Below are 20449 nucleotides of genomic sequence, written 5' to 3'. Positions count from 1 at the left end.
TCAGGCGCCACGCTTGAGGTGACGCACCGTTGCGGGCGGGGCCGGAGAACGGCGTCGCCGACGCGGCGCGGGCGTCTCGACCTCCACACCGTCGGCGCCCGGTTCGAGCACCTGCTCGCGGAGTCTGCGAAGGGCCTGCGCGAGCAGACGCGACACGTGCATCTGCGAATAACCCATCCGTTCGGCGATCTGGGTCTGGGTCATGCTCTCGAAGAACCGCAGGAGCAGCACGGTCCTTTCGCGCTCGGGAAGCGCGGCGATCAGCGGCCGTACTGTCTCGATTTCTACCACCTTGTCGATGTTCGGGTCGACGTCGCCGAGGGTGTCACCGACCGACCGGAACTCGTCGTCGGCCGAGGCCTGAACGTCGGTGGACAGCGTGGAGTAATTGCTGCTGGCGATCGTCGCTTCCATCACCGCTTCGCGCTCGATACCGAGGTGTCCGGCGACTTCGGACGGTGTCGGCGCGCGCCCGATCTGCTGCGACAACTCCGCACGCGCCTTCACCAGCTGCCCTTGGAGGTCTTTGAGCCTGCGCGGAACCTTGACCGCCCAGCCGTAGTCCCGGAAGTGGCGGCGTACTTCGCCCATGATGGTCGGGATCGCAAAGGACAGGAAGTCGGCGCCGTTGTCGGGGTCGAAGCGGTTGACCGCGTTGACCAGGCCGACCCGCGCGGCCTGCACCAGGTCGTCGATCGGCTCACCGCGGTTGCGGTAGCGGCGAGCGACATGGTCGGCCAGTGGCAATGTTCGGTCGACGATCGCCTCGCGCTGGCGACGGTAGGGAAGTGATCCTTGGTCCAGCGCTTTGAGGCGGCGGAACATCTGGGTCACGTCTGCGTATTCAGAATTCGCCTCGGACACCACACAGGCTCCTCACTCCCGACCCTGCCGTATGGATCACACGGCTCGGATCTGAACCTGTGGCTGCTGCGGTTTACCCTCTCGGACGGGTGGTCAAAACATCGCCCGGCGGGACCCTTGTCCCAGGGTAGCCGTCGCCGGGCGCTGCCGTGGTCAACCGGCGAACTCGCGCGCCTTCCTGGTCGTGCCGACGGGCATGGCGTGTTTGCCATAGGGCCGCTGCTGCCTGCCGAGCCGCGCCGGTGCCGAGACCAACGGGCTGTCCCAGATCGCGCCCGTGAACACCGCGGCGCCCAGCGCCGTCAAACCTGCCATCGCCACCAACGTGTCGGGGTCCATGCCTTCGTGGTTACCCACCGACGGCCGTTACCACGCCCGCCGCCGCCGAAAAAGTTTGCTCGCGCGTCAGCGGGCTCGCCGGGCGAGCAGCTCGGTCTGGTGGATGATGAGGCTCTTTCCGCAGACCGTGATCCAGCCGCGCTGGACGAACTCCGACAACACCTTGTTGACCGATTCCCGTGACGCGCCGACCAATTGGGCGATTTCGGCTTGGGTGAGGCCGTGGTCGAGGCGCAGTTGCCGATCTTGTCGGACACCGAAACGCTGCGCGAGGTGGAGAAGCTGTTTGGCGATCCGGCCGGGAACGTCGGTGAAGTTGAGGTCGGTGATCAGGTCTTCGGCGCGCTGTAGGTTGCGCGCCAACACGCGCATCAGCTGCTCGGTGATGTGCGGGTTGCCGTCGATGCAATCGTGCAACGCATCACGGTCGATGACCGCGACGAGCACCGCGGTGAGCGCCGTGGCGGAACCGGTCCGGGGCCCGCAATCGAACATCGACTCGGCGCCGAAGATCTCCGAGGGGCCGAGGACGGCGAGCAGTTTCTCGGGGAACTCCGCCGACCGCCAGCCGATCTTGACCTTGCCGTCGACGACGATGTAGAGGCGCTCATCGGTTTGGCCTTCGGGGTATATGCACTCGCCCGGCCCGAAGCGGGCGTAGGCGAATCGGTTGAGCAACGCCCTCATATCGGCGGGCGCCAGCCCCCGCATGATGGCCGAGCGGTACGGCACGGCTTCACTGTCACGATTCACGCCCGTTTCGGCCGTGGCGCCGGCGACCATCAGCATGCCCACTCCCAACCCCGTCGGTGCGGGGCTACCCGGCCGTGACCGGGGTAAACGCTAACCGCGTAGGCGAGATCGGACTACGCATCCGCGCGCGACGGCCGGGCATGCACGTGGCGAAGCGCGGCCGGCACCCACGGTTACTGGCGCGCAGAGTTCTCGACGATGATCTCGCGGGCCGTCTCGTAGAACGCGCTGATGAGCGTGGAGAAGGACAACTCGAACGGATAGATCATGTGCACGTCGAGCGACTCGAGGCGCCACTCGGGTAACACCGAAACGAGGGTGCCCTCGCGCAGCTCGTTGGTGCAGATGATCTGGGTGGGCATCGCACCGATCCCGAGGCCCTGCATGATGTACTGCTTGCACACCTGAAAGTTGTTGGCGCGCGCCCGGACTGGTGGCGTCAGCTCGTGCTGGCGGGCGTCCGCGGTGACCGTCAGCTTGCGGGGCCCCCCGAAGCCGAAGTCGATGAACGAAATCGTGTTCAACTGCGTGGGCTCGCGGACCGGTTCGGGCAGCCGGGCAAGAAAATCAGGTGACGCGCACAAGAACAGCTCGAGGTCGAACACCTTGCGCGCGATCAGCGTGGAGTCCTGTAGCGGTCCGGTGGAGAACACCACATCGAAACCGTCCCGCACCGGGTCGACCACCCGGTCGACCAGTCGGATGTCCAGCGCTGAATTCGGATAGTGCTGCAGAAACGCCGCACCGACGCGGGAGGCGTAATCGATGCCGACGAAGACCGGGATCGCCACCCGCAGTTCGCCCTGGGGCTCCTGCCTGCTGCCCTCGACGAGCGCGCGGACACCGTTGGCTTCGGCCAGGATGTTGACCGCGTGGGCGTACACCTGCTCGCCGAGATCGGTGACGGTGAGCTGGTGGGTGTTCTTGCGCAGCAGTTTGATGCCCAGGTCGGACTCCAGCCGGGTCAGCTTGCGGCTGACGGTGGACTTCGGCATTCCGAGCAGTGCCGCGGCCTTGGACAAGCTGCGGTTCTCCACCACCTTGCCGAAGATCAGCAGCGCGTCGACGTCGAAGGGCAGGTTTTGTTCCATTGTTTTTCGAGCACCTTCCTCAATCGCCGGCGGCGTTCCAAATATGCAACAGGGTGTTGCGCTCGCGGGTCTGTTTCGGCCATATCGGCGGCGGTACCTTCGGCCTACCGTCTTCAGCCCGACGGAGGAGAGACCGTTGAGTCGCGACAGCCTGGTGACCAAACCCGCGAGCGGACACTGGACCGACGCCTACCCCGAACTGGGTCGTGGCCCCGTGTCGCTTCAGGACTGCGTTTCCGAGGAGTTCTACGAGAAGGAACGCGAGCACGTCTTCAAGAAGACATGGCTCTACATGGGGCGTATCGAGCGCGTGCCCAAGTCCGGCAGCTACTTCACCCGCGAGCTGACGTTCCTCAACACGTCGGTGATCATCGTGCGGGGCAAGGACTCCGTCATCCGCGCCTTTCACAACGTCTGCCCGCACCGGGGCAACAAGATGCTGTGGGAGGACGACCCTTTCGCGGAGGTCGAGGGCCGCGCACCGCTGCTCTACTGCCGCTTCCACGGCTGGCGCTACAAGCTGGACGGTTCACTGCACTCGGCGACCCGCAAGGATCTGTTGCTCGACTTCGACGCGGACAGCTGCCGGGTGCCCGCCATCCAGTGCGAGGTGTGGGAGGGCTTCATCTTCATCAACCTCAACCCGCACAACACCGAGCCGCTGCGTGATTTTCTCGGCGAACTCGCGCACGAGATCGAGGGATATCCGTTCGCCGGACCCCATCAGGTGTACAGGCTCAAGGCCGAACTGCAATGCAACTGGAAGATCTTCCTCGACGGGTTCGCCGAGAGCTACCACGGGCCGTACCTGCACGCGTCGTCGTTCGGCGCGCTCACCGCCGAGGCCAGGGACGCGTTCGACCAACCGAATCCGTTCACCGACGCGCTGGCCTACCGGCTGAAGGGCCCGCACCGGATGTTCTCGTTCTCCGGTGAACCGTCGCGCAAGACCCCGTACTCCAAGCCGATCGAGTGCGTGTTCGAGGCCAGCGCCGCCGGCCCGTGGACAAAGAAGGCCGACCGCGGGCCGATGCCCACCGGTATCAACCCGACACGGTCGGAGAAGTACGGTTTCGACTCGTTCCAGTTCTTCCCCAATTTCGTGCTGATCTTCGGGGCGTCCGGATTCACCGTGCACACGCACTGGCCCACCGGACCGCACTCGCACATCTTCGAGACGGAGGCGTACTACCAGCCGCCGACGACCCACAAGGAGCGCCTGGGTCAGGAGCTCACGGTCACGTTCCTCAACGACATCATCCTCGAGGACGCCAGCCCGTCGGAGGGTCTGCAGGCCATGCTGAACAGCGGCGCACTCACCCACTTCACGTTCAACGACGAGGAGATCCTGCTGCGCCACTTCCACAAGGTCGTCGGTGACTACGTAGAGAATGGGGTAAAGACCGGCGAGGAACGGAAGGCAACGCGATGAATCCAGTTCTGCCACCGGAATTCTCCCACCTCGAACACCTCGTGCCCGAATGGGCCATCGAGGACGGCCACGCGCGCTACGTGAAGCGGGTCAACAGTTCCATGGAACAGATTCGGGCCTTCTACGACGAAATCTTCCCGTACGCCGAGGAGGCTCTTGCCTACGTCGACAAGTTCGACTACGCCGAGCCGCTGCCCGAGGACGTCGCCAACCTGCGCAACCTGCTCTACTCACTGATCACCGTCTCGCTCGCGGTCGAACTGTGGAACCAACCGCGAGTAAAACATTCGGCCAACACGATTCTGACGAGGGTGAGCTGAGCCACCGTGAGCCTGACCTCCGCACAACTCGACATCGTCGACCGGACTCCCCGGATCGGCAGCGAGATCAGAACCGACCTCGAGACTCTGCTGAGCGGGCGCGCCGCCGAGAAGATCAGGGACACACTCGAACAGCGCGGCGTGGTGTTCTTCCGCGGGTTGCAGATCAGCGACGAGCAGCAGGTCGCGATCGCCGCAACGCTGGGTACCGTCGTCGCCAATGAGGGCGAGGACGGGATCTACAAGATCTCCCTCGACGAGAACGTCAACCAGCGTGCTAAATACCTGAAGGGCTCGTTGTTCTGGCACTTCGACGGCTCCCTGCAGCCGTATCCGAACCTGGCCACGCTGCTGCGAGCGGTGAAACTCTCTGACACCGGGGGCGATACGGAGTTCTGCAACACCTACGCCGCGTACGACGATCTGCCGCAGTCCGACAAGGACCTCATCGCCGATCTTCGAGTCGTGCACAGCGCCGAGCGGTCTCAGTACTATGTGACACCCGAGATGAGTTACGACGAGATCGCGTTCTGGCAGAAGTCGCCGACCAAGGCGTGCCCCATCGTGTGGACGCACCAGTCCGGCCGCAAGTCGCTGCTGCTCGGCGCGACCGCCGACTACGTCGTCGGCATGCCCGTCGAACAGAGCCGCGCTCTGCTTGCGCGGCTTCGTGATTGGGCCACCCAGCCGCAATACGTCTATCGGCACGAGTGGGCGGTCGGCGACCTGCTGATCTGGGACAACACGGGCACCATGCACCGCGCCCTGCCCTACGCCGCCGACAGTGGTCGGCTCATGCACCGCACCATCCTGGCGGGTGAAGAGCCACTGAATTGAAGCTGGGCATCGCGACACCGGTCGTCACCAACGTCGCCGGGGCGGCATTGACGTGGGAGCGCGACGCGGGAGTCGAGGACATCGGGCGCGTCGCCGAAGCCGCCGACAGGCTCGGCTATCACCACCTGACCTGCAGCGAGCACATCGGCATCCCGGCATCGGAGGCCGGGCGGCGCGGCGCCAGGTACTGGGATCCGCTTGCCACGTTGGGATACGTGGCGGCCCGCACCGAACGGATCCGGCTCGCCACCATGACGCTGGTGCTCGGATATCACCATCCGCTGGCCATTGTGAAGCGTTACGGGACACTGGATCACGTCAGTCGCGGCCGTCTCATCCTCGGGGTTGGCGTCGGCTCGCTCAAGGAGGAGTTCGACCTCCTCGGCGCGCCGTTCGAAGATCGCGGTCCGCGCGCCGACGACGCGCTGCGCGCCCTGCGTGCCGCGCTGACCAGCAATGAACCCTCCTACGACGGCGAGTACTACTCGTTCGGCGGCCTGATCGTCGACCCGTGCGCACTGCAGCCCCATATGCCGATCTGGGTGGGCGGCCGGACCAAGCGGTCGCTGCGGCGCGCACTCACACTCGCCGAAGGTTGGGCGCCGTTCGGTATCTCGGTCGCGACCGCGGGGGACTGGCTCAAGGCGCGCGAGGTGCCGCCCGGCTTCGAGGTCGTGCTGGCCGCCGACCGTCCGCTCGACCCTGTCGACAACCCCGAGGCGACGCGGGAAGCCTTGCGCGCGATGGCAGCCGCGGGCACGACGACCGTGTCCGCGCGATTCGTCCACCGCTCGCTCGAGCACTACCTCGAGCAGATCCACGCACTCGCGGAACTGCACAGCGAAGACAACGGGAGGTGACATGACGCAAGACACCGCGGGCCATCCGCTGCTGATGCCGCTGACCGCCGACGAATGGGGCGAGGACGAGTACGGCGCCGTCGGCGCGCTGATGGGGGTTCCAGGCGACGACGTTCCACGGGCCGGCTCGGGGGAGCCCAGGGATCCGCTCAACTTCGACATCATCGGGGTGCTGGCTCGGCACCCGAAGATGGCACAGAAGTTCCTCGGCTACAACGCGTTTCTGCTACAGCGGGGCGAGCTGCCGCTGCGGCTGCGCGAGCTGGCGGTGTTGCGGCTCGCGCATGCGCGGCGCTCGTCGTTCTTCTGGGGTGAGCACGTCAAGATCGCCAAGAGTGGCGGCCTCTCGGATGACGAGATAGCCCGGATCGCCCGCGGTAACGCCGAGTTCGACGGAGTGGACCGCCTGGTGCTCGAGACGACCGACGAGTTGCTCGCCCGCGGCCGGGCCACACCCGACGCGTGGCGCCGTCTCGTCGACGAACTCGGCACCCACCAGGCGATGGAGCTGATCTTCGTCGTCGGCACCTACGCGATGCTCGCGATGGCCTGCGACACCTGGCAGCTCGCCCCGCCGCCCGGCAGCGCGACGCTTCCGGACTAGAACTCCTCGGCTTCGGGTGCCGGTTCGCTGTCAGCGCGCCGGGCCCGGCGCCAGCTGCGCACACCCCGGTGCGCGGCGAACGCACCCACGATCCCGGTGGCACACCACACTGCGATCGCGACATAGGTCAGCGGCGAATTCAGATCCGAAATCGAGGCCCCCAGCGCCGTGTACACGAACGCGCGGGGAACAGACCCGATGAATGCGCCGACGGCCATCTGCCACAACGGGACTCCGAACGCACCGAAGGCGTAGGACGCGAGCGCATCGGAGATGCCGGGAACGAAACGCTGGCCGACGACGGCCCACAGCCCGCCCCGCGCGATGAGAGCGTCGAGACGCGTCGCACGCTCCTCACCCAGGAGTGCCCGCGCGCTGTCGCGTCCGGCCCGCCTGCCGAGCAGGCTGGTGACGCACGCGGTGGTGACCGTCGCGCCGAGGGTGGCGAACGTGCCGACGACCGGACCGAACAGCACCCCGCTGGCGGCGGCGAGGATCGGTCCGGGCACGAACACCGCGCCGAGCAGTCCCGACACCACGACATAGACCAGCGGTGCGACGGGGCCGGTGGAGGCCACGGTGCGGCGGACGTGGTCGACGTCGATCACACCGGTGACGGCGACCAGGTAGAACAACCCGAGCAGGAACGCCGCGAACAGCACGAGTCGGAGGATGTGCCACCGGCGGGTGACGGGGCGGTCGCTGAGGGTCATGTCCAGGCAATCTTGCCGTACTCGCTGGACGCCCCTTCCCCGACCGGCGACGTGGATGTACCATTTGGTACATGATTACCGAGTGTGGTGCCGAGATCGACGCACCCGCCGCCGCCGTGTGGGAGGTGTTCAGCGATGTCGAGCGCTGGCCGGAGTGGACCGCCTCGGTAACTCGGCTCGTGGCGCTCGACGATCGAGATCTGGTCGTGGGCAACCGGTTCGAGATCAAGCAACCCCGCATGCCGAAGTTGGTGTGGGAGGTCACCGAGGTGACGCCACCCACGTCGTGGACGTGGGTGCAGCGCTCACCCGGCGGGCTCACGGTGGCTCGCCACGACGTCACCCCCGTGCGCGCTTCGCCGCCGCGGACTCGGATCCACCAACGGCTCGAACAGCGCGGCCCGGTCGGGGCGGTGGTCGGACTCCTGATGCGCTCGATGACCCAGCGCTATCTGGAGCTCGAGGCCGAGGGTCTGAAGGCGCGCTGCGAGCAGTTGCATCGGCTCGATGGCCCGGCCTCCTGATCTTCAGCGTCGCCAGGAACTGCTGGACGGGGTCGTCGCGGAGGTCTCGCGCAACGGCATCGGCGACCGGTCGTTGCGCGATCTCGCGGCGGCGGTCGGCACCAGCCATCGCATGCTGCTACACCACTTCGGATCTCGCGACGAGCTGCTGCTGGCGATCGTCGGCGAGGTCGAGCAACGCCAGATGGCGATGGCAAGTGAGTTGCCCGCGGATCCGGCCGAGGCCGTCGCTGCGATGTGGGCGAACCTGCGGCGCCCGGAGCTGCGACCGTTCGAGCGGCTGTTCTTCGAGTGCTACGCCCGCGGAGTGCAGGGTGAGCAACCGTTCGCCCGGATGCTGCCCACCGCGGTCGAGGACTGGCTGGCGCACGATCCGAGTGGCACGGCCGACCCGGCGATGATGCGCCTCGGCCTCGCGGTGGCGCGCGGCCTGCTGCTGGACCTGGTCGCCACGGAGGACCTTGACGGTGTCGACACCGCCGCCGCGGCGTTCGCCGACCTGATCCGCCGTCGGTGAAGTTCAGTCTTGACTGCTTCGGCGCTCGCCGATGAACGCGAGCAGCCGGGGGTCCTCGGAGGTGAACACGTCGACCTCTTCGCCGCCGTCGCAGCTCAGCAGCGCGACGGTCACGCTGCCTTCGCGTCGCATCCGGACCTCCCAGACGGCGCCCGAATCCTGCCATCGCTGCAGATCCGCCACCCGGTCCTCCGCCATGCCCCTACCATCTCACCGCATGGGTGGCCGGCCAAGCGTCGAGGTGGCACGCGTCTATGACCCGCCCGGTGACGACGACGGCACCCGGGTTCTGGTGGATCGGCTGTGGCCGCGAGGATTCCGCAAGGACGATCCGCGGGCCGGTCGGTGGCTGCGGGCGGTGGCGCCGTCGACCGAACTGCGGCGCTGGTATTCGCACCGGCCGGAACGGTTCGACGAGTTCGTCGCCCGCTACACGGCCGAACTGGAAACCGGGGACGGCCTCCAGGCGCTCGATGAACTCCGCAGCCTGCTCGCCCAAGGGCCGGTGGTGTTGGTGACCGCCACCCGCGACGTGGAGGCCAGCCACGCCGCGGTCCTTCGAGACCTGCTGACCCGAGCGGCGTGAGACGATCGGCGCATGCCGTCGAAACAGTCGCGATGACCGTCGTTCTCGCCATCCGCTGCGCCGACGGCGTCGCGATGGCCTCCGATTCGCAGATCACCGATCCCGAGCGCGGCCTGAGCTACCCGGCCCAAAAGCTCCACCCTCTCGGCAAGTACGCCGCGTGGGGCGGTAGCGGGTCGCGCGCGGTGCTCTACGACCTCGAGCAGATCTTCACCAACGAACCGGACGCGATCGTCGAAGCCCCCGACATCGGCCACGCCCTTCAGGGCCGCGTGCTGCCCGTGCTCAAACACCACTACGAGAACTTCATCGAAGACGTGCCGGAGGGTAAGCCGGGCGCCACTCCGGCGACCTACGTACTGGCGGCGGGCTACGCGAACGGCGAGCCGTTCATCGTCGACATCGATCCGCACGGGCTGATCGGGCACTACGAGGAGATCGGCTTCCACGCGGTGGGCAGCGGGTCTCCGATGGCCCAACAGGCCCATGCGCTTCTGGCGCACTTCGAGATGGGTGAACGCAGCGTCGACTACGGCGTGGTGGCCGCGCTGCGGGTGCTCGACGCGCTGGATGCGTCGTCGCCCAGCGTCGGTGGGCCCATGGACATCTGCCGAATCACCCCCGACGGCGCCCATCATCTCGACGAAGAAGCGGTCGCCGAGGTACGACGCACTGTGCACCGGTGGACCGAACTCGAAGGGCGGGCCCTCGACGACCTGTTCCGCTGAGTGCCGCAGGTAGAGGAAGGTAAGTCTTGCCTTAGTCGGTCCGGTAGGCTCGGCGGGCGATGACCGAGATCGACGATGCACCCTCGCCCGTACTTCCGCGGGAGCTGACCGACATCTCCGACGCGGTACGTGAGGTCGCGGCGCCGCCCACGCCGGTGCTCGCCGAGCCATACCTCATTCGGCTGGCCGACCCGGACGCGGACGCGGAGATGATCTCGGAGTGGATGAACCGCCCGCATCTGGTGGAGGCGTGGGAATACGACTGGCCGCCGCAGCGGTGGCACCGGTACCTGACCGCGCAGTTGGCGGGCGAATACTCCAGGCCGTTCGTCGGCTTTTTCCGGGGGCAACCGTTCGTCTACATCGAGTTGTACCGGGCCGCCAAGGATTCGATCGCACCGCGCTACGACGCCGACCCCCATGACATCGGGATGCACGCGGCGATCGCGGAGTTGCGCTTCGTCAACCGCGGTATCGCGCCGATCCTGTTGCCGCGGTTGACCGCCAACATCTTCGAGCTCGACCCGCAGTGCCGCCGCATCATGTTCGACCCGGACCACCGGAACAAGGGCGCGCGCGACGTCTGCGAACACGCCGGCTGCGAGTTCCTGGGGGAGCACGACATGTCGAACCGGCGTATGGCGCTGTACGCACTGCCGCGCACACCCGCCGACGCGCCGTAGCCCAGCGCCATCAGGGCAGCTGGTTGAACTCCGCGTAACCGTCGTGGTCGGGCTTCATCCCGGCCGCGACCAGCTCCCACAGCACCTCGTCGGTGCCCCCGCCGACCCGGGCCAGTTTCATGTCGCGCCACCATCTTCCGAGCGGAGTCTCCTCGACGAGATAGCCGGACCCGCCGAAGAGGTGCATGCACTCGTTCATCACCTCTTCGCCGAGGCGCGCGGCGTTGACCTTCATCGCGGCGGCGGTACGGAGGTCGAGCCTTCCGGTCGCGGCGATCCCGTCGAGCGCGAAGCGCAGCATGTCCACGCGTGCCTGCAAATCGGCCATCCGCAGCCGCAGCGCCTGATGCTCCCACAGGCTGTTACCGAACTGCTTGCGAACCATCATGCGCGCCTGGGTGATTCCGATGACCCGCTGCGCCGACGTCGACACCAGGCCGGCCACCGACATCCGCTCCTGAGCCAACCCCCAGGAGATGGCGGCCAGCCCGATGCCCGCGCGCGCGACCAGAGCCTCGGCGGGCACCCAGGTGTCGATGTGCACGGCGGCGGTGTCGAGGGGGCCTGCGCCGACCTTGCGGTACGGCGTCTGGATCTCACACTGCGCGAGCGGGACGGCGATCACCACGACACTGCCGTGCTTGCTGTCCGGATCGTGGTCGACGCTGCGGGCCACGCACATGACGTGGTCGGCGATGGGGGACAGCGAGACGAACTTCTTGACGCCCTTGACTGCGAAACCATCACGCACAGAACGCACTTCGGTGCCCACGATCTGCAGGTCGGATCCGCCGGACTGCTCGGAGGCGCCGATGCACAGCACGGTCTCACCGCGGATCGCCTGCTCCGCGATCTCCTTCAGGTAATCCGACTTGCCGAAGCGGCGCAGGATCGCGATCGCCGAGTCGTGCAGACCCACACCAACCCCGATACCGGCCGAGCCCAGCCCACCCAGCTTGCGAGCGAGCTCGATGACCTTCGCGACGTCGGGGTGCTGTTGTCCGGGTGGCCACTTGCCGGCGAACACCCCGGACTCGCCGAGGTACTCGATGAGTTTCCGCGGGAATCGTTCCGTCTCTTCGGCTTCGGCCGTCCAGGCGGTGACGCGGTCGTCGAACACCCGCTCGAGCAGGTCGCGGTAGTCCTCGATCGGCGGTGCGTCCGGCGCTTCGGCAGTGGCCGTCATCGGCTTGCTCCCTCCAATGTGCGCTTGACTTCGAGCCGGCGCAGCTTGCCCGACGAGGTGCGGGGCAGCGCACCGGGTTTGAGGAACACCACGTCGGCGGGCACCACGCCGCAGTGCGATGCGACACGGGCCACGATCTGGCTCCGGGCGCTGGGTTCGTCCTCGCCCTTGAACTCCGCGGCGATCACCAACCCGGGCCGCGCCGAGGACTCGCCGGTTCCGACGGCCACCACACAACCGTCACGGACACCGTCGATCTCGCCTGCGATGCGCTCGATCTCATTGGGGAACACGTTGCGACCCGCCACCGTGATGAGTTCCTTGGCCCGGCCGCAGACGACCAGTCCGTCGTCGGTGAGATAGCCCAGATCGCCGGTGGGCAGCCATGCGTTCCGGTCGATCGGGGCCTCGCCGACGTATCCGGTCATCAGCGACGTGCCGCGGACCTCGACCTCACCGACCTCGCGACCGGTCACCTCGGTGGTGTGCTCGGCGTCGGTGTTGATGCGGATCTCCATACCGGGGATCGCATGGCCGAGCACGGCAAAGCGGCGGTTGGTCTCGCTACCGTCGGTGATCACCTGGACATCGTCGACGCGAAGCCCGGTGAAGGGCACGGGAACGCTCACCGCACAAGTGGATTCGGCCAACCCGTAGGACGGGGCCAGCGAGTTCGGGTTGAACCCGAACCGGGCCATCCCGTCGGCGAAGCGCTGATAGCCGGCGCAGTCCACCGGTTCTCCGCCGTTGAGCGTGAAACCGAGGTGGCTGAGGTCGAGGTCCTCGAGGTGGCCCGCGTACTTGCCGATCAGGTTGAAGGCCATGTTCGGCGCGGCGGTCATGGTGGCTTTGCTGTCCATCAGCCACTGAAGCCAGTTGAACGGGGACGCGGCGAATGCCGAAGTCGGGGCCTGCCACAGGTCGGCCTGGCCCAGCGTGGCGGTCAGGAGGAAGGCCAATCCCATGTCGTGGTAGATCGGCAGCCAACTGTGCAGTCGGGAGCGGCCGTTGACGTTGACCCGCTCGATGAGCCCCCGCAGATTCGCCAGCGACGCGGCCGGCGAGATCTGCGCCGTACGAGGCGTTCCCGTCGACCCCGCCGTGCCCTGCAGAATCGCGACGTCCGCGGTGTCGGGTCCGCGGAAGGTTGTGGAGCGGCGCGAGTGGCCGACTTCGAGGAGGTCGTGAACGGCGATCGCGTCGGAGTGCTTGCGCAACAACGCCAGTTCGGTGCCGTGGCTGAATACCGTCGTCACGCCGATGGAGGCGAGCCGGTCCAGCGTCGTCTGCGCCCACTGGTCGGGATCGGCGCGCCGGATCGGTCCGGGCAGGATCGACAACCCGGCGCCGGCGAAGAACGCACCCGGAATGGCGGCGATGAACTCAACGGTCGGATCGCCGATCAGGCCGACGGCGTTGGCCTCGTCGTCGGTGATCCGCTCGGCAACGTTTTCGGCCCGCGCGTGGACCTCGGGCCACGGATGATGTGCCCACTGGCCGGTTTCCGTGTCGAGGACGGCCAACTCGGTCGGCGCCCCCGACATCGCCGCCGACAGGGCTGCGGCCAGTTCGGTCACGAGTTCGTGGATGTGGCAGCCGATTTGGCCAGGATGGCCGCTTCCAGGTCGCCGACCGTGTCGCAGCTGAGCAGGTCCTCTTCGCTCAGCGCCACGCCCAGCCGATCCTCGATGGCCACCATCCCCACCGCGAACGCGACCGAGTCGAGGCCGACGTCGTCGATCAAGCGGGAGTCGCGGGTGACTCGTCGGACATCGACGTTCATGTCGTCGCGCAGGATCTCGGCCAGCGCGAGGCTGACGGCTTCTGGAGTAGACGGGTTCACGGCACGCGACGGTACTACGTCGGATCAGGTAAGGCTAGGCTTACCCCGCTGCTCGCGGACAATCTCACAGCCGCATTCCGATCCACCATCCCAACGCGGCGGCGGCGATGCCGAGGGCCAGGCTGACGACGATGTTCGCGATCGCGAGTCCGACCCGGCGGTCTGTGCCGAGTTCGAGCGTCTGCAGCATCCACGTCGAGAATGTCGTGTACGCGCCGAGGAGCGCGACACCGGCAAGCAGCGCGGTGGTGGGGCCCAGTTCGAGGCCTGCGAGCAGGCCGAGCACCAGCGCGCCGGAGATGTTGACGACGAAGATGCCCGAAGGGAACGCCCCGCTCAGCCGGTGTGACACAGTGCGGTCGACGAGGAAGCGCAGCACCGCCCCGACTCCGCCGAGGACCGCGACACCCAGCCACACCGCGACCGTCATCTCCGTGCCCATTCCGATGCCAGCCAGGCGGCCGCGAGGCCGACGACGATGCTGGCCGACGCGTATCCGGCCGCCAGCGCGAAATGCTCGCGTTCGATCATCCTGAGGATCTCGACCTGCATCGTCGAGAAGGTCGTCAGCCCGCCGCAGAACCCCGTTCCGAGCAGGGGCCGACGGTAGCTGTCGTCGGGGAGTCGGGTGGCGACGTATCCCAAGACGAACGCGCCGACGATGTTCACGGCGAATGTCGGCCACGGCCAGTGCCCGGGTTCGGGCGCGACCAGTGTCTCGATCGCGGCGCGCGCGAGGGTGCCCAGCGCGCCGCCGACGAACACGGCAAGCAGCTCGCGGCCGTCGTAACCAAGCACGAGGGTCAGTATGGCCCGGGTGGCTCATGAGACGCCGCATGACGGCAAGGAGCAGAATCGGGTTCATGGCGCCCAACCCCCGAGCCGGTCAGCCGGCGCAGCCCGAGGATCTCATCGACATCGCTTCGGTGGTGACGGCGTACTACACCCGCGAGCCCGACCCCGACAACGTCGATCAGCAGGTGGTGTTCGGCACCTCGGGGCATCGCGGTTCCAGCCTCGACGCGGCGTTCAACGAGGCGCACATCGTGGCCACCACGCAGGCGATCGTCGAGTACCGCGCCGCTCAGGGCATCACCGGTCCGCTGTTCATCGGTCGCGACACCCATGCGCTCTCCGAGCCGGCCTGGGTGTCGGCGTTGGAGGTGCTGGCCGCCAATGACGTTGTCGCGATGATTGATTCGGCCGATCGGTATACGCCGACGCCTGCGATCAGTCACGCGATCCTGACGTTCAACCGGGGTCGGGAGGGCGATCTGGCCGACGGGATCGTCGTCACGCCGTCGCACAACCCGCCACGAGACGGCGGGTTCAAGTACAACCCGCCCAACGGGGGGCCCGCGGACACCGACGCCACGGGTGCGATCGCCAAACGGGCCAACGAACTGTTGCGCGACGGGCTCAAAGGGGTCAAGCGGGTGCCGCTGGCCCGGGCGCGCCAGACCGCGCACCGCCACGACTACCTCGACGCCTATGTCGCCGATCTACCCAACGTCGTCGACCTGCACGCGATCAGCGCCGAGAAGATCCGCATCGGCGCCGACCCGCTCGGCGGCGCCAGCGTCGACTACTGGGGCGCGATCGCCGAACGCCATAACCTCGATCTCACGGTGGTCAACCCGCTCGTCGACGCGACGTGGCGGTTCATGACGTTGGACACCGACGGCAAGATCCGGATGGACTGCAGCTCGCCGAACGCAATGGCCGGCCTGCTTCGGACGATGAGTGCCAACCCCGACGCTTATCAGATCGCCACCGGAAACGACGCGGACTCCGACCGGCATGGGATCGTCACCCCCGACGGCGGGCTGCTCAACCCCAACCACTACTTGGCCGTTGCGATCGACTACCTGTTCTCGCACCGGCCGTCGTGGCCGGCGTCGACCGCGGTCGGCAAGACGGTGGTCAGTTCGTCGATCATCGACCGGGTGGTCGCCGGGCTGGGCCGCGAGCTGGTTGAGGTGCCGGTCGGGTTCAAGTGGTTCGTTGACGGATTACTCAGCGGAACAATCGGTTTCGGCGGTGAGGAAAGCGCGGGTGCGTCGTTCCTGCGCCAAGACGGGTCGGTGTGGACGACCGACAAGGACGGCATAATCCTCGCGCTGCTGGCCTCGGAGATCTTGGCGGTGACGGGTGAGACGCCGTCGCAGCGCTATGCCAAGTTGGCCGAGAAGTACGGCGCCCCAACGTATGCCCGCGTCGATGCGCCCGCAGGCCGCGAGCAGAAGGCGCGGCTGGCCAAGCTGTCGGCGGAGGAGGTCTCGGCGACCGAGCTGGCGGGCGAGCCGATCACGGCGAAGCTGACGACCGCACCGGGCAACGGCGCACCGCTGGGCGGGCTGAAGGTGACGACGGAGAACGCGTGGTTCGCGGCGCGGCCGTCGGGCACCGAGGACGTGTACAAGATCTATGCCGAGTCGTTCAAGGGGCCCGAGCACCTGGCCGAGGTGCAGGAAGCGGCGCGCGAGGTGGTCAATAGGGTCATCGGGTGAGTTCTGAACCGGAGGGCGACAGCTCGACGGGGCCCGACGCGGCGGCGGCCGACCAGGCGGAAGCCAAGCCGAAGCTCCCGCGCGAGGTCTGGCTGCTCGTCGGTGCCAACGTCGTGGTGGCGCTCGGCTACGGCGTGGTGGCGCCCGTTTTGCCGCAGTACGCGCGTCACTTCGGGGTGAGCATCAGCGCGGCGACGTTCGTCATCACGGCGTTCGCGTTGATGCGGTTGATCGCCGCGCCGCCCGCCGGGCTGCTGGTACAGCGGCTGGGGGAGCGTCGCGTCTACATCAGCGGGCTGATCATCGTCGCGCTGTCGACGGCGGCGTGCGCGTTCGCGCAGACGTACTGGCAGCTGCTGGCGTTCCGCTCGCTCGGCGGGCTGGGCTCGGCGATGTTCACGGTGTCGTCGCTGGGCCTGATGATCCGGATCTCCCCGGAGAACGCGCGCGGCCGGGTGGCGGGCCTGTTCTCGACCGGGTTCCTGGTCGGTTCAGTGGGGGGCCCGGTGTTGGGAAGCCTCACCGCGGGTTTCGGGTTGGCGGCGCCGTTCGTGATCTACGGGGCGGCGCTGCTGGTCGCGGCCGGCGTGGTGTTCGTCAGCCTGCGCGGCAGCACGCTCGCGGCTCCCGAAGAGACGGAGGGCGCGGCGGTTTCGGTGCGTCAGGTGCTGCGCCACCGGGCCTACCGGGCGGCGTTGTTCTCGAACTTCAGCACGGGCTGGGCGGCGTTCGGGTTGCGGATCGCGCTGGTGCCGCTGTTCGTGGTCGAGGGGCTCGGCTACGGGGCGGGTGCCGCGGGCCTGGCGCTGGCGACATTCGCGATCGGCAACGTCTCGGTGGTGATCCCCAGCGGCTATCTGTCCGATCGGATCGGGCGGCGCACGCTGCTGATCGTCGGGCTGACGGTGTCCGCGGTAGCGACAATTCTCGTCGGCTTCACGACGTCGCTGCCGATCTTCCTGGTCGCCGCGTACGTCACCGGTGCGGCGACGGGCATCTTCGTCTCGCCGCAGCAGGCCGCGGTGGCCGACGTCGTCGGGAACAAGGCGCGCGGCGGCACCGCGGTCGCGATCTTCCAGATGATGGCCGACCTGGGTTCGATCATCGGGTCGCTGGTGGTGGGCCAGATCGCCGAGCGCACGTCCTACGCCTGGGCGTTCGTGGTCAGTGGGGCGATCCTGGGGGTGGCGGCGCTCGGATGGGTGTTCGCGCCGGAGACAAGGGGCCGGCCCGCCGCGCACACGCCGGCGCGCGCGATCGGGCCGGAAGCCGGTGGCGAAGTCCCGTAACCAGCGATTTTGAGCGCTTCCGGCAGGTGGTGTAACTTCGATGGGCACGACTTCAGGGGCTATGGCGCAGCTGGTAGCGCACCACACTGGCAGTGTGGGGGTCAGGGGTTCGAGTCCCCTTAGCTCCACTCTGTGATGAGTCGCGTCATGGGTTACACCTGAGTCGAGTCATCGGTTACAGATTGCCCCGGCCATCGGCCGGGGTTTTTCTGTTGGTTGCGCCAGTAGTTGCGGTCGGGGTCGATGGTGTGGCTGGCGATGAGCTGGTGGCCGGTTTTGCTGATGACGGTGACAGTTTGGGTGGCCACGAGGATCAGCACGGGGGTGGCGGCGTGTTCGCGGCCGATGCCCAGGTGGTGTAGGCGGCTGCCGTGGCGCAAGGTGAGCTTGCCGAATTGGTCGACGGTGTCGTGGCGAATGCGGAAGTGTTCGGTGGCGCCGTCGGGGGTGGCTTTCGGCAGGGCGTGGTAGGCGGTTTGTGGTGTGGCGCGCGGATGGTGGGCGCGGTGGGGGCGTTCGGTGTTGTAGATCGCAGCGAAGGTGTCGAGCAGTGATTGCAGCTCGGCGATGCTCGGGGGTCGGTGGCGCCCGCGGAGCCAGAGTTTGAGGGTTCGGTGGAAGCGTTCGATCTTGCCTTGGGTTTGGGGATGGCCCGGGCGGCCGTTCTTTTGGGTGACCCCCAGGCTGGCCAGGAGTCGTTCGAAGTCGTTGTGGCCGTGCGTGAATCGCGATGTGTAGACCGATCCGTTGTCAGTCAATGTGGAGGCGGGCAGTCCGTAGGTGGCGGCGGTGGAGGTGAAGCTGGACACGACATCACCGCCGGCGATGCGCCGGTAGGCGGTGCAGGTCAACAGGTAGCGGGAGTGGTCATCGAGCCAGGACAAGATCTCGCTGTCGGTGCCGTCGGCTAGCTGCCAGTGGGTGAAGTCTGATTGCCAGCATTCGTTGGGCTGTGAGGCGGCAAAGCGGCGGTAGGAACTTTTGGGGCGCTTGCGTGGTTGTGGGGTGATCAGTCCGTGGTGGTGCAGGATGCGCCGGATCGTCGAGGTTGACGGCACGTGCAGCCCCTGCTGGCCCAGATGCCACTGCAGGGTCAGGGGTCCGGCGTCCAGACCGTCGTCGGTGAGCTGTTCACGCAGCCTCACGATGGCGATGATCACCTCGTCTGCGACCGCGCGGGGGTTGCTGACCGGTCGGCGTGACCGCGGGTCCACGGCTTCCAGACCGCCTTCTCGATAGCGCCTGAGCAGCCGGTGAATGTGTTGCCGAGACAGGCCATACGCACGGGCAGCGGCGCTGACCGTGAGGTTTCCAGAAACAACTTCTAACACCACAACACGGGCCTTGGACATGAACCACGACTGTCACCTATGACGCGACTCATCACCCGTCGTTCCAGGTGTAACCCATGACGCAACTCATGCGTCACCTATGTCGTGGTTTCACACACCCTTAGCTCCACTCGATCGAAAGCCCGCGTCGACCATCGGTTGGGGCGGGTTTCGTCGTTTCTTGGCGCTCAATGCAGGCACGCTGTTTACGCACCCCGCTGAACATGGGCGGAGCATGCCGCACTTTCTCGCGCCGGCCGTCAGGCCGCCCGATCTCCGGGGGGCGCTGGCCCGCCGGGTTCACTTGCGCCGTCGATGGGTGGCGCGGCGCTCGATTGGGTCTCGCCGGGCTGGCTGTCGTCAGCAGATTCGGACGGTGCAGCGGTGTCGTCTATCCGGCCACCGTCATCGGGTTCGGACGACGCAGCGGTGTCGTTGTCGACTATCCGGCTGCCGTCAGCAGCATCGGGTGACGTGGCGGTGTCGTCTGTCCGGCCACCATCATCGGGTTCGCGTGACGCGGCGTTGTCGTCGTCGATTGTCTGGCTGTGGGTTTCGTGTTCTTCGGGTGGGCGCAGGAGCCGTTCGGGTCGGTGGTAGTAGTTCAGCCGTGCCTGGCCGGTGTCGAGTCCGGGTGGGGGCAGCCATTCGACCTCGCAGCGCTCGTTCATCCGGGTGGTCCAGCCGCCGTCTTCGTCGACGCTGCGGTTGTCGGTTCCGCAGGCCAGGCCGAGTTCGTCGACGTTGGTGTTTCCGCCTTTGGACCAGTCGGCTTCCACGTGATGCACTTGGCAGCCGTAGGCGCCAACGGTGCAGCACGGTTTGGTGCAGCCGCCATCGCGCGCGATGAGCATGATCCGCTGCGCCGGGGTGGCGATTCGTTTGGCGCGGAACAGATCCAGGGCTGATCCGGTCGCGTCGTCGAAGACCGCCAGGTAGTGGTTGGCGTGGCCGGCCAGCCGGATCACATCGGCGATGGGCATGAGTGTGCCGCCGCCGGTGGTGCCGACCCCGGCCCGTGATTCCAATTCCCGCAGGGTGGTGCGAATGATGAGCGACACCGGCAGCCCGTTGAGCTGACCGAGCTCACCGCTCATCAAGGCGATGCGCCCGACGGCGATCATCGCGTCGTGTTGGCGCTGGGCCAGGCTGCGGTGATCGTTGTCGATCTGGGCCTGCGTCGGAGTCCCCGATGTGCAGGGTTGGGGATCGTCGAGATTGCACATCCCCGGTGCGGCGTACTTGGCGAAAATCACCTCCCACACCGCCCACGCTTCGGGTGTCAGCGTCCCAGAAATCCCAATCATCGCATCGGAGCGCTGTTTTGCCTTGGTGAGCCCGCGTTTGCGGGCGCGCTCGACCTCATCGGGCTCGGGCCCGTCCTGATCGAGCAAGAACAGCGTCAGATCGGCGCTGTCCTTGAGTTCCTTGGGGCCGAC

The 20449-nt window shown here is 67.2% G+C and carries 25 protein-coding genes and 1 tRNA gene; 13 read left to right on the top strand and 13 right to left on the bottom strand.

Annotation, left to right across the window (positions count from 1 at the left end; all coding sequences use genetic code 11):
• The 4 genes from AU072_RS18030 to AU072_RS18015 all read right to left on the bottom strand — a co-directional run bounded on the left by AU072_RS18030 (window position 1) and on the right by AU072_RS18015 (window position 3047).
• Window positions 1-864 carry a SigB/SigF/SigG family RNA polymerase sigma factor gene (locus tag AU072_RS18030; protein WP_082680933.1) on the bottom strand — a complete coding sequence of 288 codons (864 nt, stop codon included), beginning with the start codon at window positions 862-864 and terminating at the stop codon, window positions 1-3.
• Between the two features lie 153 nt (window positions 865-1017).
• Entirely contained in the window at window positions 1018-1221 is a 204-nt protein-coding gene (locus AU072_RS18025) for a hypothetical protein (protein WP_133147297.1), read from the bottom strand.
• Window positions 1222-1269: 48 nt separating this feature from the next.
• Window positions 1270-1986 carry a Crp/Fnr family transcriptional regulator gene (locus AU072_RS18020; RefSeq protein WP_064415093.1) on the bottom strand — a complete coding sequence of 239 codons (717 nt, stop codon included), beginning with the start codon at window positions 1984-1986 and terminating at the stop codon, window positions 1270-1272.
• A 143-nt stretch (window positions 1987-2129) separates the two neighbouring features.
• Entirely contained in the window at window positions 2130-3047 is a 918-nt protein-coding gene (locus tag AU072_RS18015) for a LysR family transcriptional regulator (RefSeq protein WP_064415063.1), read from the bottom strand.
• Between the two features lie 136 nt (window positions 3048-3183).
• On the opposite strand from AU072_RS18015, the gene AU072_RS18010 reads away from it, so the two are divergent.
• Genes AU072_RS18010 through AU072_RS17990 form a run of 5 tightly spaced genes read left to right on the top strand, consistent with a single transcriptional unit; the run spans window position 3184 to window position 7100 of the window.
• Window positions 3184-4479: an aromatic ring-hydroxylating oxygenase subunit alpha gene (locus AU072_RS18010; RefSeq protein WP_064415062.1), complete on the top strand. Its 1296-nt coding sequence runs from the start codon at window positions 3184-3186 to the stop codon at window positions 4477-4479.
• The gene (locus AU072_RS18005) at window positions 4476-4799 is read left to right on the top strand and encodes a hypothetical protein (RefSeq protein ID WP_064348968.1); all 324 of its coding nucleotides are present in this window, start codon (window positions 4476-4478) and stop codon (window positions 4797-4799) included. Before AU072_RS18010 ends, AU072_RS18005 begins: the two co-directional genes overlap by 4 nt.
• A 6-nt stretch (window positions 4800-4805) precedes the next feature.
• Window positions 4806-5636, top strand: coding sequence for a TauD/TfdA dioxygenase family protein (locus AU072_RS18000; protein ID WP_064415061.1), 831 nt, complete (start codon window positions 4806-4808; stop codon window positions 5634-5636).
• Window positions 5633-6496, top strand: coding sequence for a TIGR03619 family F420-dependent LLM class oxidoreductase (locus AU072_RS17995; RefSeq protein ID WP_064415060.1), 864 nt, complete (start codon window positions 5633-5635; stop codon window positions 6494-6496). Before AU072_RS18000 ends, AU072_RS17995 begins: the two co-directional genes overlap by 4 nt.
• Before the next feature lies 1 nt (window position 6497).
• Window positions 6498-7100 (top strand): carboxymuconolactone decarboxylase family protein, encoded by a 603-nt coding sequence (locus AU072_RS17990; RefSeq protein ID WP_064415059.1) that lies wholly within the window; start codon window positions 6498-6500, stop codon window positions 7098-7100.
• Here AU072_RS17990 and AU072_RS17985 read toward each other — a convergent pair.
• Window positions 7097-7813, bottom strand: coding sequence for a TVP38/TMEM64 family protein (locus AU072_RS17985; RefSeq protein ID WP_064415058.1), 717 nt, complete (start codon window positions 7811-7813; stop codon window positions 7097-7099). The genes AU072_RS17990 and AU072_RS17985 overlap by 4 nt on opposite strands.
• Before the next feature lie 71 nt (window positions 7814-7884).
• On the opposite strand from AU072_RS17985, the gene AU072_RS17980 reads away from it, so the two are divergent.
• Together AU072_RS17980 and AU072_RS17975 are read left to right on the top strand one after the other, a co-directional pair.
• Window positions 7885-8337 (top strand): SRPBCC family protein, encoded by a 453-nt coding sequence (locus AU072_RS17980; protein ID WP_064415057.1) that lies wholly within the window; start codon window positions 7885-7887, stop codon window positions 8335-8337.
• A complete protein-coding gene (locus AU072_RS17975; protein WP_064415056.1) occupies window positions 8321-8854 on the top strand; it encodes a TetR/AcrR family transcriptional regulator in 534 nt (177 codons plus the stop codon). Before AU072_RS17980 ends, AU072_RS17975 begins: the two co-directional genes overlap by 17 nt.
• A 3-nt stretch (window positions 8855-8857) precedes the next feature.
• Here AU072_RS17975 and AU072_RS17970 read toward each other — a convergent pair whose 3' ends face one another.
• Window positions 8858-9052, bottom strand: a complete 195-nt coding sequence (locus AU072_RS17970; protein ID WP_064348961.1) for a hypothetical protein — start codon at window positions 9050-9052, stop codon at window positions 8858-8860.
• Between the two features lie 19 nt (window positions 9053-9071).
• On the opposite strand from AU072_RS17970, the gene AU072_RS17965 reads away from it, so the two are divergent.
• From AU072_RS17965 to AU072_RS17955, 3 genes are read left to right on the top strand one after another with little or no spacing between them, the layout of a single operon-like run.
• Window positions 9072-9440, top strand: coding sequence for a DUF488 domain-containing protein (locus AU072_RS17965; protein ID WP_064415055.1), 369 nt, complete (start codon window positions 9072-9074; stop codon window positions 9438-9440).
• Window positions 9441-9472: 32 nt separating this feature from the next.
• Window positions 9473-10168: a proteasome protein gene (locus AU072_RS17960; RefSeq protein WP_064415054.1), complete on the top strand. Its 696-nt coding sequence runs from the start codon at window positions 9473-9475 to the stop codon at window positions 10166-10168.
• Between the two features lie 59 nt (window positions 10169-10227).
• Complete coding sequence (locus AU072_RS17955; protein ID WP_064415053.1) at window positions 10228-10851, top strand: GNAT family N-acetyltransferase; 624 nt, start codon at window positions 10228-10230, stop codon at window positions 10849-10851.
• Between the two features lie 10 nt (window positions 10852-10861).
• On the opposite strand, the gene mbtN is transcribed toward AU072_RS17955, so the two are convergent.
• The 5 genes from mbtN to crcB (AU072_RS17930) form a co-directional block, all read right to left on the bottom strand.
• The gene (gene mbtN, locus AU072_RS17950) at window positions 10862-12037 is read right to left on the bottom strand and encodes a mycobactin biosynthesis acyl-ACP dehydrogenase MbtN (RefSeq protein ID WP_064415052.1); all 1176 of its coding nucleotides are present in this window, start codon (window positions 12035-12037) and stop codon (window positions 10862-10864) included.
• Window positions 12034-13605: a long-chain-fatty acid--ACP ligase MbtM gene (mbtM, locus tag AU072_RS17945; protein ID WP_082680932.1), complete on the bottom strand. Its 1572-nt coding sequence runs from the start codon at window positions 13603-13605 to the stop codon at window positions 12034-12036. The genes mbtN and mbtM overlap by 4 nt, the downstream gene beginning before the upstream one ends.
• Before the next feature lie 5 nt (window positions 13606-13610).
• Window positions 13611-13880 carry a mycobactin biosynthesis acyl carrier protein MbtL gene (locus AU072_RS17940; protein ID WP_082680925.1) on the bottom strand — a complete coding sequence of 90 codons (270 nt, stop codon included), beginning with the start codon at window positions 13878-13880 and terminating at the stop codon, window positions 13611-13613.
• A 64-nt stretch (window positions 13881-13944) separates the two neighbouring features.
• On the bottom strand, window positions 13945-14322 hold the full coding sequence (gene crcB, locus AU072_RS17935) for a fluoride efflux transporter CrcB (RefSeq protein WP_064415051.1): 378 nt from the start codon (window positions 14320-14322) through the stop codon (window positions 13945-13947).
• Window positions 14307-14678, bottom strand: coding sequence for a fluoride efflux transporter CrcB (gene crcB, locus AU072_RS17930; RefSeq protein ID WP_064348955.1), 372 nt, complete (start codon window positions 14676-14678; stop codon window positions 14307-14309). Before crcB (AU072_RS17930) ends, crcB (AU072_RS17935) begins: the two co-directional genes overlap by 16 nt.
• A gap of 65 nt (window positions 14679-14743) precedes the next feature.
• On the opposite strand from crcB (AU072_RS17930), the gene pgm reads away from it, so the two are divergent.
• The 3 genes from pgm (at window position 14744) to AU072_RS17915 (ending at window position 17807) form a co-directional block, all read left to right on the top strand.
• Window positions 14744-16390 carry a phosphoglucomutase (alpha-D-glucose-1,6-bisphosphate-dependent) gene (gene pgm, locus AU072_RS17925; RefSeq protein ID WP_064415050.1) on the top strand — a complete coding sequence of 549 codons (1647 nt, stop codon included), beginning with the start codon at window positions 14744-14746 and terminating at the stop codon, window positions 16388-16390.
• Window positions 16387-17679: an MFS transporter gene (locus AU072_RS17920; RefSeq protein WP_064415049.1), complete on the top strand. Its 1293-nt coding sequence runs from the start codon at window positions 16387-16389 to the stop codon at window positions 17677-17679. Before pgm ends, AU072_RS17920 begins: the two co-directional genes overlap by 4 nt.
• Before the next feature lie 55 nt (window positions 17680-17734).
• A tRNA-Ala gene (locus tag AU072_RS17915) sits at window positions 17735-17807 on the top strand.
• A gap of 24 nt (window positions 17808-17831) precedes the next feature.
• On the opposite strand, the gene AU072_RS17910 is transcribed toward AU072_RS17915, so the two are convergent.
• Entirely contained in the window at window positions 17832-19031 is a 1200-nt protein-coding gene (locus AU072_RS17910) for an IS481 family transposase (protein ID WP_064415048.1), read from the bottom strand.
• A gap of 239 nt (window positions 19032-19270) precedes the next feature.
• A partial coding sequence (locus AU072_RS17905; protein WP_064415047.1) for an HNH endonuclease signature motif containing protein occupies window positions 19271-20449 on the bottom strand: 1179 nt, incomplete at its 5' end.

Source organism: Mycolicibacterium novocastrense (genome assembly GCF_001499835.1).
GTDB lineage: Bacteria > Actinomycetota > Actinomycetes > Mycobacteriales > Mycobacteriaceae > Mycobacterium > Mycobacterium novocastrense.
Note: the sequence above shows the minus strand (reverse complement) of the source record. Positions and strands in the feature narration are given on the sequence as shown.